Origin of the sequence: Sphingomonas sp. YR710 (assembly GCF_900101455.1) — a bacterium.
In the GTDB taxonomy this organism is placed as follows: Bacteria; Pseudomonadota; Alphaproteobacteria; order Sphingomonadales; family Sphingomonadaceae; genus Rhizorhabdus.
This window is the reverse complement of the sequence record NZ_FMZJ01000013.1, coordinates 110,226-126,158: the sequence shown is the minus strand read 5'-3', so window position 1 is coordinate 126,158 and position 15,933 is coordinate 110,226. Positions and strand designations below refer to the sequence as shown.

The window sequence follows — 15,933 nt, the reverse complement described above, 5'->3', positions numbered from 1 at the left end:
GACCGAGGCTCCGCCCGTCGTTAAAGGGGACGACGAAGCGTAGAGCCCGTTCAAGGGGGCTGGCGAGCTTTCGTCACGCAGCGCCGGGATCGGAAACGATCCCGGCGCTTTTCGTTTTGGCGCTGTCGCGTTGCGGTTCCGACAAAAATGCCGATCGCGTCAGGCGGCGCGGCGCAATGCGGCGTGACCCGTCTCGCCTGGAACCGCAAAACGAAAACGCGTGACCAGCGAAGCCAGGTGGTCAGATTCGTCCTTGAGGCTCCGCGCCGCCGCGGTCGACTGTTCGACCATCGCTGCATTCTGTTGAGTCATCCGATCCATTTCCGACACCGAATTGTTCACGACCCGCATCGCTTCAGCTTGCTGCGTGGCCGACGATGAAATTGTTTCGGATAGCTTGCTGATCCGGCCGACCTGATCGACGATTTCCTGCAATACGTCGCCCGCCTGCCCCACCAGCTTTACGCCGCTCTGCACCTGCTGCGAGCTTGTGGAGATGAGCGCCTTGATATCCTTCGCCGCATCGGCCGAACGCTGTGCCAAAGCCCGAACTTCGCTGGCCACGACCGCAAAGCCCTTGCCGGAATCACCCGCCCGAGCGGCTTCGACCCCTGCATTGAGCGCCAGCAAATTCGTCTGGAAAGCGATACTGTCGATCACATTTATGATCTGGGCGATTTCCAGCGACGACTGCTCGATCTCCGCCATCGCCGCGACCGCCGCCTGCACGACCACGCCTCCATTGGTCGCGCCGGCATGGGTCTGCGAGACCGATTGGCTGACGCCGCGTGCGCCATCGGCCGTCTGAACCATCGCCGTGGTCGTAGCGGAGACCGCCTCGGCCGTTTCTTCCAGACTACCAGCCTGCGCCTCGGTACGTCGGGCCAGATCCTCCGACGCCGAGCTTATCTCCTCGGACCCTGTGTTGATCCCCTCGGCCACCCGCGCGACGCTCTGGATCACTTCGTTCAAACCCGACATTGCCTGATGGAAATCGCGCCGCAGAATTTCATATTGTTCCGGAAATGCAGTTGGGATCCGGAATGTGAGATCTCCCTTGGCCAAGGCGCTGAGCCCGCTGGCCATGGCCGATACGACTTCCTTCTGCTCGATCGCCGCGGCTTCGATCCGCGCCTGCACTTCGCGCTGCCGCAACGCGGTCTGGCGGAACACCTCGACGGCACCGGCCATGATACCGATTTCGTCGCTGCGGTCCTTACCGATCATGTCAACATCAAGATCGCCAGCCGCCATCTTCTGCATGATTGCCGATGCCGACGAGATCGGCGTCACCACGCCACGATTGAGCTTGAAGATCCCCGTGGCAAGCGCAAGCAGGAACAGGACGGCTCCACATCCGAGCGCGATGATGGAACGATGCAACGTCGTTGCCGCTGCAACCGCGAGATCAGCCTTGTAGCGATCGCCCTCGATGACAAGCTTATCGATACGGGCGCGGTGCTGTCCGTACAGCATATCGAGTTTGGAGAGGCTCGCCTCCGCCACCGAAATGTTGCCCGCCCGGATCGCCGGCAGGAAGATGTCGTCTAGCTCGTGAAAATAATCCCGCGCGGGCAAGGCGGCCGCACGCGCGAGTTCCTTCAGGTCGTCGGGGATATCGGCCTTACCCCAATAGGCCTGGCGAGCTTCGAATTCCGCTTGCAAGGTAGAAATCTTCGATTCAATATTTGGCAGTTCGCCTGGCTTGCGAAGCACCGACATCGCGGAAAGGTGCGTTTCAATGATGTAAAGCGGTGGTGGCAAGATATCGGCGACAAGCTCACTCGCCTGCCGATCGCTAGTCGAAATCGGTCCGCCGAACCGTATCTCGTTGACGTTCACAGCCGCAAGAACAGCGCCGAGAAGGAAAATGGCTCCCAGTGCGAGCCCAAAAATTCGACTGGCCGATTTTATCGTCATGACGAGTCCCCGACAGGAACCCCACCATGCGTGATCGCCGGCCGATTCCAGATAAGCTGGCCTACCTGCAATCGATTACTAAAACCCTACTCTACTATGGTTATTTACGTATGCAGGGAGCCCAGTAGCCAATCGAGGCAAAACACGAAATATCGGTTCAAGCACCTACAGATGCGGCCATTCCCGCGTTGCCGCGTTAGGGACACGAAGGAGAAGCGCAATGGCCTCACAACCACCACCGCCCGATGGCATTCCCGCCGACACGCCAGTCGATGATCCCATACCGTCGCCGATCGATCCTCCGCCGGGGGCCCCCACCGATCCCGTGTGATCCTTCCGGGGCAAGCGCGCGCTCAGGTCGCCGCCCCGCCGATCGACCGCGCACGCGACGTGCCGCAAGCAAGCGAACTTAGGGGGGGCTTGTTCAACTTCGGCGGTGGCGGCATAGCCAAAGAGAGGACGATAAAAAACAATGCCTGCCTCGCCAGGGGATCGCGACGCAAAGCGATCTTGCGGGCGCAAGCGAACCGCCGTGGGAGCTATCAGGATGCGAATGACGATTTACGCCTATCCGTGGGATCTGGCGCGCGTCGGCGTGGAGCGCGCACTCAAGCAAATATGCGCGGACGGGATCTCCGCGATCGACCTCACAGCTTCCTATCACCCCATCGATGCGCTGTCCCCGCGCGAGGGCGTTTCGATATTCACCAACGCACGTGGTGCGGTCTATTTCCCGCCGAGGGACGAACGCTACGGACGCATCAAGCCGCACGTCCACTCACCTGAAATAAGCGCGATATGGCCCGAAACCGCTCGACATGCGCATGCGCTCGGTCTTGACCTCAACGCCTGGACGATCACGCTTTTCCAGCCGTGGATCCGCGACGCCCACCCCGATTGCGCGCGCGTCTTCCCCAGCGGCAACCCCAGCGGCTCGGGCGTGTGCCCCGCGAATGACGATGTTCGCGAGTTCCTGGTGACGATGTGCGAGGACATGGTTGACCAGTTTGGCATCAAACTCGTCCGGCTTGAGAATATCATGCCGGTTTTCGATTTCGATTGGCTGCGTCCACGCACGCTCATCACCGTTCCCCCATTTGCGCGGACACTGATGAACCTGTGCTTCTGCAACGCCTGCATCACCAAGGCCGTCGCAAAAGGCCTCGATCCGGTGCGCCTGCGCGAGATCGTGAACACAGCGATCAACAGCGACATCAGCGAGGGCTGCAGCAACGATCATCGCACAGCGGCACTGGCCGATGACGCCGAACTGCGTGCCTATGCCGAGCTGGCCATGCGCAGTTCCACCGAACTGGTCACCGCCATCGCCGCCGCCATCAAAGGCAAGGCGCGAGTCTCGATCAACGCGGCGGCATCCTATGCGATGTTGATTGGCACAGCCCGGGAGGATGAACTGCTCGGCGAATTTCTCTCCGCTGCCGATCAGGCCGAGTTGATCCCGGGGCATCCGGACAATGCCCATGTTGCGGCCCTTGCCGGCGGATTGGCTCCGCCGCGCGAAATATCGGCGATGATCCCCGTTGTTCGCGCCACCGGCCTCACCGGCCCGGCGCTTCAGGCGCGCCTCGCGGCCCCGGAAGCCAGAGTTCAGGCCGCAGTCGACGCGGGTGCCACCGAACTGTCGCTTTATAATTTCGGGTTGCTGCGCGAGAGCGACATATCCGAATTTGCCGCGAGCATTCGCCGCGACTTCGGCTGAAGCGCGAAAGCGCTGGCGATCAGACCAGCCGCGACTGCCCCAATGCCGCGGCAATGAAGCTGGCGAACAAGGGATGCGGATCGAATGGCTTGCTCTTCAGTTCGGGATGGAACTGGACGCCGACAAACCAGGGGTGATCCGGCCGCTCGACAATTTCGGGCAGTTCGCCATCAGGCGACATGCCCGAAAAGACCAGCCCGCCGCGCTCGAGCGGTTCGCGATAGTGAACGTTGACCTCATAGCGATGGCGATGGCGCTCGGATATTTCGGTGGTGCCGTAAATTGCGGCCGCATGGCTGTTGCCTGACAGCTTGGCATCATAGGCGCCGAGCCGCATCGTGCCGCCCAGATCGCCACCCTCTTCGCGCTTTTGTAGCCCCTCTTCGCTCATCCATTCGGAGATCAGACCGACAATAGGTTCGTCGGTCGGGCCGAATTCGGTGGTCGAGGCCTTGGCAATGCCGGCCGTGTTGCGCGCGCCTTCGATGCAGGCCATCTGCATCCCCAGACAGATACCGAAATAGGGGACGCGCCGTTCGCGTGCGAAACGCACCGCTGCGATCTTGCCTTCCGATCCACGCTCCCCGAAGCCGCCCGGCACCAGAATTGCGTGCATCGGTTCAAGTTTGGCCGCTACTTCCGCTTCGTCCTGCTCGAACAATTCGGCGTCTATCCAGCGGATATTGACCTTCACCCGATTGGCCATTCCGCCATGAATGAGCGCTTCGTGCAGCGATTTATAGGCATCGAGCAGGCCCACATATTTCCCGACGACGCCGATCGTCACCTCGCCCTCGGGGTTTTCGAGCCGGTCGATGATTTCGGTCCAGCGCGAAAGGTCCGGCTCTTCACCGGCTTCGATTCCGAAAGCAGCGAGCACGGCCTCATCCAGCCCTTCGGCATGATATTGAAGCGGCACGCCATAGATGCTCGGCGCATCGAGCGCCGGAATCACCGCCTCCTTGGCGACATTGCAGAACAAGGCGATCTTGGCCCGCTCGCCATCCGGCAGTTCGCGATCGCAGCGGCACACCAACACGTCGGGCTGAATGCCCAGCGAGGTAAGATCACGCACGCTGTGCTGGGTAGGTTTGGTCTTCAGCTCGCCGGCTGCCGCGATATACGGAACAAGCGTGAGGTGGACGAACACCGCATTGGCCCGACCAAGATCGTTCCGCAGTTGGCGAATCGCCTCCATGAACGGCAGCGATTCGATGTCGCCGACGGTGCCGCCGATCTCGCACAGCACGAAATCGAGCCCGTCGACGTCGGTGCGGGCGAATTCCTTGATCGCATCGGTGACGTGCGGGATGACCTGCACGGTCGCGCCCAGATAGTCGCCGCGCCGTTCCTTCTGGATGATCGTCTGGTAGATCCGACCAGAGGTTACGTTATCTGACTGCCGGCCGGGAACGCCGGTGAAGCGTTCATAATGACCAAGATCGAGATCGGTTTCCGCACCGTCGTCGGTCACATAGACTTCGCCATGCTGATAAGGCGACATCGTGCCGGGATCGACGTTCAGATAGGGATCGAACTTGCGGATTCGCACGCGATATCCGCGTGCTTGCAGCAGAGCCGCAAGGCTCGCCGCCATGAGACCTTTGCCGAGCGACGAGACCACGCCGCCGGTGATAAAAATGAACCGCGCCATGGGAGGATGGGCTTACCCGCGAGAGGGGCCGAAGGGCAAGCTTGCGATGCCCCGGCCGGTGAAAAATTCTGGATGAAATTGTCTGGGCAAGGCCGACCGATCTGCGACGGAGGCTATCCGACGATCCGAGCGGTCGCATGCGTTTCGCCTTTACATGGCTATTTGGCGGGCGCCGTTCCGTTCGTCGGAGCCACCGTGCCTTGCGCGGCCGCGGCCGCCAGCGGATCAGCCGAGGGCGGAGGCGTGGGTGCTGAAATCGGTGCGGCTTTGCCGACCAGCGACGTATCGATCTTGGTCGGCCCCCGCGCCACGGTCGCCAAAGCGGCCAGGCCGATGCTCATCACGACGAACAGGGTCGCCAGCACCGATGTGGCCCGGGTGAGGAAATCGGCCGCGCCGCGCGCGCTCATCAGCCCCGACGAATTGCCGCCCGATGCGAGCCCGCCGCCTTCGGAGCGCTGCATCAAAATAACGCCGACTAACGCCGTTGCGATGATGGCATGAACAACGAGGAGGAAGGTAAACAGCATGTACCGGCTTTCGTTCGTGAAGCGCGCGATCTAATCGATCATCCGCGAAGGTTCAACCTTGCAGCAACATATTGGCCGCTCAGGCGCAGGCGGCAGCGCCCTCGATGATCGGAACGAACTGTGCCGCGGTAAGACTGGCACCGCCCACCAGCGCACCATCGACATCTGCGACCGACAGCAATTCGCGTGCATTGTCCGGCTTCACCGACCCGCCATAGAGAATACGCACGCCCGTGCCCGCACTCCCCAGCAGAGACACCAGCTTCGTGCGGATCGCGGCATGCATCTCGGCGACGTCAGCGACCGAAGGCGTGCGGCCCGTACCGATGGCCCAGACCGGCTCATAGGCCACCACCAGTTGCGCCCCATCGGCGGCACGCGGAATCGATCCGTCGAGTTGCCCTTCGACGATAGCGACGGCGCGCCCCGCATCGCGCTCTGCCTCCGTTTCGCCAACGCAGACGATGGCGATTTGACCGTTGCGGATCGCCGCCTCGGCTTTTGCGTGCACCTCCGCGTCGGTTTCATGCTGATCGGCCCGGCGCTCGCTGTGGCCGACGATGACCATCTTCGCGCCGGCCTCGCGCAGCATCACCGCGCTGATGCAGCCGGTGTGTGCGCCCTTGTCGTCAGCATGGCAATCCTGGGCACCGATCGTCAGGCCCGGCTGGCTTGCCACCGCGGCCGCGATCAAGGTGAAGGGCGGGCAGATCGCGACGTCGACCGAGGCGTTTCGATCGGCGGCCTCCCGAATCGCAGCGAGTTCGCCGAGCGCCGCCAGCGACCCATTCATTTTCCAATTGCCTGCCACCAGCTTGCGCAACACCATCGATCACTGCCCCATTCTATCGATTCTCCATTGTGCCCTAGCAATCGATCGACCGATCGCCAACCATCCTACGCGGCTTGAAGCGGGCCGCCGCCGCCTCTATGGCAACGCCTTCCTTATGCTGGCTCATCGGAGCGCTTGATGATTTCCTTCCTCCGCCGCGCGCTTTCATCCTGGATAGTCCTCGGACTGCTCGGCCTTGTGCTGATCGCATTCATCGTGACCGGCGTGAGCGGACCATCGAGTTCCGGCCCCAATGCTGCGAATGGCGGAACGACCGTGGCGAAGGCCGGCGGAATCAGCATCAGCGCGATCGATCTCAGCCGGCGGATGCAGAACCAGTTCGATCGTGTCCGTCGCGAGCAGCCAACCCTCGAGCCCAAAACCTTCGTAGCCGCCGGCGGCTTCGATCAGGTAACCGACGCGTTGATTACCGCTCGCGCGCTCGACGCCTGGGGCCGTGCGCATGGCTTCGCGATTAGCAAGCGGCTCGTTGATGCAGAGATCGCCGGCATCCCGGCCTTTCGCGGCGTGACCGGGCAGTTTGACGAAAAGACCATGCGAGCGCTGCTCTCGCAGCAGCGGATCAGCGAACGCGACCTCCGTAATGACATTGCCAGCGACTTGTTGCGCAGCCAGGTGCTGACGCCAGTCGCCGCCGGCCTTCCCGTGCCAGTCAGCCTCGCAAAGCCCTACGCCAATCTGCTGGTCGAATTGCGCACTGGACAGGTTGGCATCATCCCGTTGGCTGCCGTCGCCGACACGCGCCAGCCGACGGACGCCGAGATTGCGGCGGCCTACAAATCCAACATCGCCACATATACCCGGCCCGAGACGCGCGTTTTGCGTTATGCCCTGTTCGGTCCGGCCAATGTTGCTGACAAGGCCAAGCCCAGCGACGCCGAGATCACAGCTTATTATGAGGGCAACGCCACCAAATACGCCGCCCGCCAGACGCGCAACCTGAGCCAGATCATCGTGCCGACCGAGGCAGCGGCCAAGGCTATTGCAGCCAAGGCGGCCAGCGGCGCATCACTTGCGGCCGCCGCCACACAGGCGGGGCTCGAAGCATCGACGCTTACCGATCAGGTGCAGGCGGATTATGCCAAGACGGCCAATGCACAGATCGCACAGGCGGCCTTTGCCGCAGCGAAGGGCGCGCTGGTCGGGCCAATCAAGGGTGCCTTTGGCTGGTATGTCGTGAAAGTCGACGCGATCACCGGGGCTCCCGCCCGATCGCTCGATCAGGTCCGCGGAGAAATCGTCACTACGCTCACCAAGCAGAAGGCCGATGCGGCACTGTCAGATCTCGCGACCGCCATCAACGACGCGATCGACGACGGATCGAGCTTCGACGAGGTCGCGAAATCCAACAAATTGATTGTCACCACCACCCCTCCCGTCCTTGCGAACGGAACAGCGCCCGACACGCCCGACTGGAAGGCGCCGCCCGAAGTCGCCGCGCTGTTGCGCCCTGGCTTCGAAGCCGGTGCCGATGACAAGCCCACCGTCGAAACCGTCATCAAGGGGGAGCAGTTCGCCGTGTTCGGCGTCCGTCAGGTAATTGCCCCGACGCCATTGCCGCTCGCCCGGGTTCGCGATGCCGTTGCCCGCGACATCATCGTCACGCGCACCCGCGCCAAGGCCCGCGCGATCGCCACCGCCGTTACGGCAAAGGTCAACAAGGGCATGCCACTGGCTGCCGCCATGGCAGGCACTGGCGTGAAATTGCCGCCTGTGCAGCCTGCCTCGGCGCGCCAGATCGATCTCTCGCGCGTTGATCCGAAACAGGTACCGCCTCCGGTTCGGGCACTGTTCGACATGAAGCCCGGCCAGGCCAGATCGATGCCCGCGGACAATGGCGGCGCCTATTTCGTCGTGGTGCTGAGCGCGGTTGCGCCGGGTGATTTCACCAAATATCCCGGCCTCGTCGATAATACGCGGGGCGAGCTTTCGCAGGCCTCCTCCACGGAACTTGCCGAACAGTTCATGAAGGCGGTGCAACAGGATGTCGGCGTGACGCGCAATGCCGATGCGATTGCGCAAGTGAAGCGCCAATTTTCCGGCGCGCAATAATCGGGCGACAGGCGCATGACCATCGAACAGGATCAGGCCGCGCTCGCGGCGCTTCGCGCCGGCAAGCCCGCTTTGGTCTGGCGGACGCATATTGCCGACACCGACACGCCCGTCGCCGCGGCGTTGAAGCTGATCCGGCCCGGCCGCGGCGATTTCCTGCTCGAATCGGTAGAAGGCGGCGGGACGCGCGGCCGCTACACCCTGCTGGGGCTGGCGCCCGACCTGATGTTTCGCGCGCATGGCGCCTTGGCCGAGATCAACCGCAACTGGGCCAATGATTGCGAAGCCTTCGAACCGCTGACCGAAGACGCGCTTTCGGCGATGCGGACCCTGGTCACGGCCTGCCGGATGGAGGTCCCGACAGGTTTGCCGCCCGCGCTTGCGTGTCTGGTCGGTTATTTCGGATATGAGACAATCGGCCTCGTCGAACGGCTTCCCCGCCCCGCCCCCAATCCGCTTGATCTGCCCGACATGCTGTTCGGGCGCCCCACCCTGATCCTGATCTTTGATCGGCTCGCGGACGCGTTGTTCATGGTCGCGCCGGTATGGCCGGAAACGCCGGGATCGCCCGAAGAAAAGGTTGACGCCGCCGTCGAACGGATCGATGCGCATGCCGCAATGCTCGCCACCGCGCTTCCGCCCCGGACGCGAACCGACATCGATCCAGCATCGATCGCACTGACTCCACAGTTGCCCGTCGGCCGCTACGAGCAGATGGTGGCGCGGGCGAAGGAATATATCGGGGCGGGCGACATCTTCCAGGTCGTCCTCGCCCAGCGTTTCTCGGTACCGTTCACGCTGCCGCCAATCGATCTGTATCGCGCACTGCGCCGAATCAATCCGTCACCCTTCCTTTATTTCCTCGACCTTCCGGGCTTCGCATTGATCGGTTCGTCGCCCGAGATCCTCGTGCGTGCGCGCGACGGCGAGGTGACGATCCGGCCTATCGCCGGCACCCGTCCGCGCGGCAAGACTACAGCCGAGGACATGGCCAATCGCGATAGCCTGCTCGCCGATCCCAAGGAACGTGCCGAGCATCTGATGCTGCTCGATCTCGGGCGCAACGATGTCGGTCGGGTCGCGCTGGCCGGCACGGTGGAAGTGACCGACAGCTACACCGTAGAATATTACAGCCATGTGATGCACATCGTCTCGAACGTTGTCGGCCGCCTCGATCCCGCCAAGGACGCGCTCGACGCCCTGTTCGCGGGCTTTCCGGCCGGCACCGTATCGGGTGCACCCAAGGTTCGCGCCTGCGAGATCATCGCCGAACTCGAGCCGGAGACGCGGGGAGCCTATGCCGGGTGCGTCGGCTATTTTTCGCCCGATGGATCGATGGACAGCTGCATCGTCCTGCGCACGGCGGTGGTGAAGGACGGCATCATGCATGTGCAGGCCGGCGCCGGTATCGTTGCCGACAGCGATCCTGTTTATGAGCAGCGCGAATGCGAAGCCAAGGCAGGCGCCCTGTTTGCCGCCGCCCGGGAGGCTATTGCCCGCGCTGGGGATGCGGGCTTCGGCCAATAGTTACTCAGTAACATATGCGGCATTCGGGCAACACTCAGTCCAAAGCCTATAATAGGTGGATCGAATCCTAAACTAATCCGTTCTGAGCCAAGCCGTTACGGTAGCAGAAAGGTTTAGTGAACAATGAGAACCCTATTTTCCACTTCGGCAGCGATTGCCGTTCTGGCGCTTGGCGTCACCGCGGCGAATGCGCAGGATTTGAAGACTGGGCCCGCCAACTGGACCGGCCCTTATGTCGGCGGCCAGATCGGCTATACGTGGCAGCCGCGGGATGGTGATGAGCATGTCACCTATTCGACCTCAAGCGCCACGTTGCCGACGACTTTCTGCGGCGGCGCACCGACTTCGCCCAGCCGGAACACCGGCTGCCGCAAGGACAATGATGCCGGTCAATGGAAGATCCATGCCGGCTACGACTATGAATTCGGGACCGATCACGGCCCCGTGATCGGCGCCGTGATCGAAGGGGGCAAGGCCTATCTTTTCGACAACGTCACCGCATTCAGCTCGACCGGCAACGTCTATCGGCTCGGTTCGAAGCTGAAGGAGAACGGATCGATCCGCGGCCGCATAGGCTATGATTATCACGGAACGATGCTCTACGGCACGGGTGGTGTTGCTTATGGCAAGATCCACAACACGTTTGCCACGTCCGATGCCACGGCCGCCTTCACGACCACCAATTCGAGCAAGGGCGCGTGGGGATTTAACTATGGCGGTGGTATCGAACAGAAGGTCGGCCCGGTTTCGATCGGCGCCCTCTATCTGTTCACCAGCCTGAAGAACCATGATTATAGCGTCCATGGCACGGGCGGTATTTATGGCACCGGCACCGACATGCAGCGCCAGTTCAGCAAGTTCGGCTATCACACGATCGCCGCGACCGTCAGCTACCGGTTCTGAGCTAGCTCGACAAGAAAGGGGGCGGAGTGGTCAGACCACCCCGCCCCTTTTTTGTGTCATTGGCCACAGCCTCATCCCGGCTTGCGCCGGGATGAGGCACCTGCTCAATTGCCCTTGAGTTTGACGCCGATATACCTGCCCGGACTGTTGCCGCGCTGGACGAACAGCAGGACGGTCGACTTCTTTGCCTTGCGTGCAGCCTCGATCGCGGCAGCGGCAGCCTGGCTGGTCGTCACCGGGATCTGATCGATCTGCAGGATCACGTCGCGTGGCTGGAGGCCGACCGTACCGGCATCGCTCGACGGGTCGACATAGTTGATCACCACACCACGCACCGTCCCCGGCAAACCAAGCTTGCGATCGAGTTCCGGCGTCAGTGTCTGGAAGCCCAGGCCCAGCGTATTGCGGGTCGACTGATCGGGATTTGCCTGCCCGGCATTATCATCGCTTTCGTCGTCGCCCGGATTGGCAGCGCCGGCGAGTTGATCCTCCGGCGGCCGCTCACCGATCGTCACGATCAGCGACTTGCGCTGGCCCTCACGGATCAGTTCGATCGGCATCTTGGTGCCGACCGGTGCCTTCGCCACGATGTAGGACAAGGTATTGTCCGGCGTCACGTCCTGACCATTGACCTTCACGATCACGTCGCCCTGCCGGATCCCGGCCCGCGCCGCGGCTTCGCCAGGCTCGACCCGCGCGACAAGCTCGCCATGGTCTTTGGGCAAGCCCAGGCCGGCGGCGATATCCTCGGTCATGGGCTGGATACCGACGCCGAGATAGCCGCGCTTGATCTTGCTGCCCGATTTCAGCGCCTCGATCACCGGCTTCGCCTCTTCGGCCGGAATCGCGAAACCGATACCGACATTGCCGCCCGTAGGCGAGAAGATCGCGGTATTGATGCCGATCACATTGCCTTCGAGATCGAACATGGGGCCACCGCTATTGCCCTGGTTGATCGATGCATCGGTCTGGATATAGCGATCGAACGGACCAGGCGCGCCGATGCTGCGATGGAGCGCCGAGACGATGCCGGCCGTCACCGTACCGCCGAGCCCAAACGGATTACCGATGGCCACCACCCAGTCGCCAACCCGCGCCCGCGTCGAATCACCGAACTGGACGAATGGCAGATTCTTCGCATCGATCTTCAGCAAGGCTAGGTCGGACGTCTGATCGCGGCCTACGATGGTCGCCTTATATTCCTTGCGATCCGGCAAGGTGACTGTGATCGAACTGACCACCGCACTGCTGCCTTCCTGTGGCGAACCACCCGAAATCACATGGTTGTTGGTTACGACATAGCCATCCGGCGAAATGATGAAGCCCGAACCGAGCGACGTCGCCTCGCGGGTGATCGGCTTGCCATTATCGTCGGTCCCGCCGCCGAACCGCTTGAACAGCTCCTCGAACGGCGTTCCAGCAAAGGCGTTGGCGCCATTCTTGACCTGGATCTTCTGGGTCGTCGAAATATTGACCACCGCCGGCTGAAGCCTGGCAGCCAGATCGGCAAAGCTCATCGGCGCGCCGGCCTTGGGCGCGGCGGCCGAAATCGTACCGGGGGCATTTTGCGCGACCTGCGCGCCGACCGGCTGTTGCATCGTCAAGGTTGCCGTGGCGCCACCAGCAAGCAGGGCCGCAGTAATTGCATAAGCATAACGCACTTTGGCCAACTCCTTAGAACTCCTGTTTTGCCCAGTTAAACATATTTCGGGCACGTTTTTTCATCATATCAGACTGAACCGAGGTTGAACGCATGCGCCCGCGATCAGGGCTTCCCCCGAAACTGACGTAAATATTCATTGTCAGGTGACAGGATCATCGTCGACGTGCCGGGCGCTTCCTGTCCGTCGGTGCCGAATGTCGCGCGATAGGATTGCATCGCCCGGTAGAAATCGTAAAAATTCGGATCCTTCCCGAAGCTAGCCGCATAAACGCCCGCAGCTTGCGCATCGGCTTCGGCAGTGACGATTTGTGCCTGCTTGCGTCCTTCGGCGAGGATCGACCTGGCTTCCTGCTCGCGCGCTGTGCGCATCCGCTGGAACGCCGATTCGAGCGGCGTGCCATCGGGCAGGTCCGCGCGTTTGATCCGCACGTCGACAATTTCTGCGCCATATTGCGCGGCGACATGATTCAGCCGAGCCTGGATATTGTTCATCACCTGTCCGCGCTCGGGGCTGAGCAAGGCTGCAAACGGCCGCTTGCCCAGTTCGTTCCGAAGCGATGATCCCAAAATAGGGCGCAACGCCTCGCCTACCCGCCGCTCGCTGCCGGCGGTGATATACATGCGCAGCGGATCGATGATCCGATAACGGGCAAATGCATCGACCTCGAGCCGCAACTGATCGGTCGACAGCACCGACTGGCGCTGCATATCGAAATCGAGCACGCGCTTGTCGATCCAGACGACATTCTCGAAAAACGGAATGCGGGCGATCAGCCCGGCACCGGTCCGACCGAACTCTTCGTTCGACCGATAGGCGTTATAGACGCGAACGGGCTGGCCGACGCGCACGATCAGCGCCTGTTGCGTCTCCGGGACCACGGCAAAGATGCTGGATACCGCGACGACAAGCGTGACCGCGGCAATCGCCCAGCCGATCATCCCGCGGCTGACAGTGTTCAACGAACCATTCATTGTGCCGGCGTTCCCTTTGCGGCAGCCGGAGGCAAGGCGAGGTAGGGCACCACGCCGGGCGCCTCGACGACCGTCTTGTCGGTCTTGGCCAACACGCGTTCCATCGTTTCGTAATACATGCGGCGGCGGGTGACCTCGGGCGCAAGCCTGTACTGCGCATAGACCTTGTCAAAGGCCGCCGCTTCGCCTTCCGCTTTCGCGCCCAGCTGCTGCGAATAAGCCCGTGCCTGGTTCAGATATGTCTGCGCTTCCTGCTGGGCGGCCGACACCGATTTGAAGGCATCGTTGACCTTGGCAGGCGGGTCGGCCTGCTTGATCGCCACACCCTGCACCGCGATCCCCGATCGATAGCTGTCGAGAATCTCCTGCATGCGCTGCGCGACACGCGCTTCGATCTGGCTGCGCTGCGGCCCGATCGCATCGTTCAACGACACGCGCGCAACCTCGGCCCGCATCGCGCTCTCGGCGACTTCCCCCACTGTGTCGTCGGGATCGGCGAGCTGATATAGATAGAGTTCCGGATCGCGAATGTTCCATCGCACCGAATAAGCCAGATCTATGATGTTCTGATCGCCGGTCAGCACCAGATTCTGATCATTGGCGGATGTCGAACCGATATCCTTCACGCGGATATCCTCGACGTCGATCTTGGTGACGACGTCAATTGGCGCAGGAAACGAAAAGCGCATGCCCGGCTGCAATATGCCGGCATAGCTGCCGAGGCGGGTGACCACGCCGCGCTGCTGCGGGTCGATCTGATGCATGCTCGTCCAGATCAGCCAGACGAGCACGAGGCCGATCGCCGCAAAGCTGGCGATCTTGCGGGTGTCCGGCTCAGGCGCTCCGGGGCCGCCAAACCGCTCGCGCCCGCGCCGCAAAAGTTCGTCGAGCGCCGAACGCCCCCCGCTGCCGCCCGGCTTGCGCCGTGGAGCCTGATTCCACGGACTGTTGGCTCCATCGCCATCATCACCGCCGGAACCGCCGCCCCAGGGGCCACCTTCATTCAACACGGCTATGCTCGGCGGTTGCGCTTCGGATTTTTCACTCATGCGCCCATTATAGGTGCCGCTCCTGAGGAAAAACAGTGCTCTTTCCGTGCCGACGATCTAAGCGGACGCGCATGGATATCATCGACTCCCTTTCGCTGGCGCTCGACAGCGTGATCGACCCCATCAGCAGCCGCGGCCTGATCGCGAGCAAGCGCGCCGCAGCACCCCGCTTCGCCGACGGCGTCGCATCCGTCGTGCTCGACGTGACCGGCTTGTCGAGCGGCGCACGCGAAAAGCTGGAACAGGCCGTCAAGGCGGCGCTCGGCCCGGTTCCCGGCGTCGAAAGCGTCCGCGTGGCGATGACCGCCGAGAAGCGCGGCCGCAGGATCATCGCCGTCGGCAGCGGAAAGGGCGGGGTCGGCAAATCGACTCTCTCGGTCAACCTGGCCGTCGCGTTGCACCGGGCGGGCAAGAAGGTCGGGCTGGTCGATGCCGATATTTACGGCCCTTCGCAGGCCCGGCTGATGGCGACCGAAGGCATGCGGCCGACCGCGCAGGGCCAGAAGATGGATCCGATCATGTCGCCGCTCGGCATTCCGATGCTGTCGATGGCGCAACTCGTCAAACCCGGCCAGGCGATCGCCTGGCGCGGCCCGATGGCCGGCAATGCGCTGGGCCAGCTGATCGACGCCGAATGGGGCGATACCGACATATTGATCATCGATCTGCCGCCGGGCACCGGCGACGTGCAATTAACGATGGTCCAGAAATACAAGCCGGCCGGCGCCATCATCATTTCGACTCCGCAGGATCTGGCGCTGATGGACGCCACGCGCGCGGTCGATTTCTTCCGTCATGCCGATGTTCCGATCATCGGCATGGTCGAAAATATGGCCGGCTATGCCTGTCCGCACTGCGGCGAAATATCCGATCCGTTCGGCCAGGGTGGCGCACAGGCGGCCGCTTTGACGATGGCATTGCCGTTTTTGGGCCGGGTTCCGCTGGATATCGGCATCCGCATGGCGTCCGATGCGGGCCTTCCGCCGGCCGCGCAGGATGACGATACGATCTTCGCCCCTCTTGCGGCGAAGCTCATAGAGTGGTTGAACCCTGTGAAGCGCGCCGCATTTTAAGAGGCCCGCTCTACAGG

General features: G+C 62.5%; 12 protein-coding genes. 5 read left to right on the top strand and 7 right to left on the bottom strand.

Features of this window, described 5'->3' with window-relative positions; translation table 11 throughout:
• Window positions 1-159: 159 nt before the first annotated feature.
• Window positions 160-1,665, bottom strand: a complete 1,506-nt coding sequence (locus tag BLS13_RS15635; RefSeq protein WP_176943620.1) for a methyl-accepting chemotaxis protein — start codon at window positions 1,663-1,665, stop codon at window positions 160-162.
• A gap of 802 nt (window positions 1,666-2,467) precedes the next feature.
• Here BLS13_RS15635 and BLS13_RS15630 point away from each other — a divergent pair.
• The gene (locus tag BLS13_RS15630; protein ID WP_143011975.1) at window positions 2,468-3,640 is read left to right on the top strand and encodes a hypothetical protein; all 1,173 of its coding nucleotides are present in this window, start codon (window positions 2,468-2,470) and stop codon (window positions 3,638-3,640) included.
• 19 nt (window positions 3,641-3,659) lie between these two features.
• On the opposite strand, the gene BLS13_RS15625 is transcribed toward BLS13_RS15630, so the two are convergent.
• The 3 genes from BLS13_RS15625 to tpiA form a co-directional block, all read right to left on the bottom strand.
• Window positions 3,660-5,294: a CTP synthase gene (locus BLS13_RS15625; protein ID WP_037523371.1), complete on the bottom strand. Its 1,635-nt coding sequence runs from the start codon at window positions 5,292-5,294 to the stop codon at window positions 3,660-3,662.
• Between the two features lie 158 nt (window positions 5,295-5,452).
• Window positions 5,453-5,824 carry a preprotein translocase subunit SecG gene (gene secG / locus BLS13_RS15620; protein ID WP_176943619.1) on the bottom strand — a complete coding sequence of 124 codons (372 nt, stop codon included), beginning with the start codon at window positions 5,822-5,824 and terminating at the stop codon, window positions 5,453-5,455.
• Window positions 5,825-5,903: 79 nt separating this feature from the next.
• Window positions 5,904-6,653: a triose-phosphate isomerase gene (gene tpiA, locus BLS13_RS15615; protein WP_093453496.1), complete on the bottom strand. Its 750-nt coding sequence runs from the start codon at window positions 6,651-6,653 to the stop codon at window positions 5,904-5,906.
• A 141-nt stretch (window positions 6,654-6,794) separates the two neighbouring features.
• On the opposite strand from tpiA, the gene BLS13_RS15610 reads away from it, so the two are divergent.
• The 3 genes from BLS13_RS15610 (at window position 6,795) to BLS13_RS15600 (ending at window position 11,159) form a co-directional block, all read left to right on the top strand.
• Window positions 6,795-8,729, top strand: a complete 1,935-nt coding sequence (locus BLS13_RS15610) for a peptidylprolyl isomerase (RefSeq protein WP_093453495.1) — start codon at window positions 6,795-6,797, stop codon at window positions 8,727-8,729.
• Window positions 8,730-8,744: 15 nt separating this feature from the next.
• Window positions 8,745-10,256 (top strand): anthranilate synthase component I, encoded by a 1,512-nt coding sequence (gene trpE, locus BLS13_RS15605; RefSeq protein WP_093453493.1) that lies wholly within the window; start codon window positions 8,745-8,747, stop codon window positions 10,254-10,256.
• A 123-nt stretch (window positions 10,257-10,379) separates the two neighbouring features.
• The gene (locus tag BLS13_RS15600; protein WP_093453492.1) at window positions 10,380-11,159 is read left to right on the top strand and encodes an outer membrane protein; all 780 of its coding nucleotides are present in this window, start codon (window positions 10,380-10,382) and stop codon (window positions 11,157-11,159) included.
• Between the two features lie 104 nt (window positions 11,160-11,263).
• On the opposite strand, the gene BLS13_RS15595 is transcribed toward BLS13_RS15600, so the two are convergent.
• The 3 genes from BLS13_RS15595 to hflK form a co-directional block, all read right to left on the bottom strand.
• Window positions 11,264-12,820 carry a Do family serine endopeptidase gene (locus BLS13_RS15595; protein WP_093453538.1) on the bottom strand — a complete coding sequence of 519 codons (1,557 nt, stop codon included), beginning with the start codon at window positions 12,818-12,820 and terminating at the stop codon, window positions 11,264-11,266.
• Window positions 12,821-12,924: 104 nt separating this feature from the next.
• On the bottom strand, window positions 12,925-13,761 hold the full coding sequence (gene hflC / locus BLS13_RS15590) for a protease modulator HflC (protein WP_371128216.1): 837 nt from the start codon (window positions 13,759-13,761) through the stop codon (window positions 12,925-12,927).
• A gap of 29 nt (window positions 13,762-13,790) precedes the next feature.
• Complete coding sequence (gene hflK, locus BLS13_RS15585) at window positions 13,791-14,843, bottom strand: FtsH protease activity modulator HflK (RefSeq protein ID WP_093453488.1); 1,053 nt, start codon at window positions 14,841-14,843, stop codon at window positions 13,791-13,793.
• A 71-nt stretch (window positions 14,844-14,914) separates the two neighbouring features.
• Between hflK and BLS13_RS15580 the strand changes: the two genes are divergently transcribed.
• Window positions 14,915-15,916: an Mrp/NBP35 family ATP-binding protein gene (locus BLS13_RS15580; protein ID WP_093453487.1), complete on the top strand. Its 1,002-nt coding sequence runs from the start codon at window positions 14,915-14,917 to the stop codon at window positions 15,914-15,916.
• Window positions 15,917-15,933: the final 17 nt, after the last annotated feature.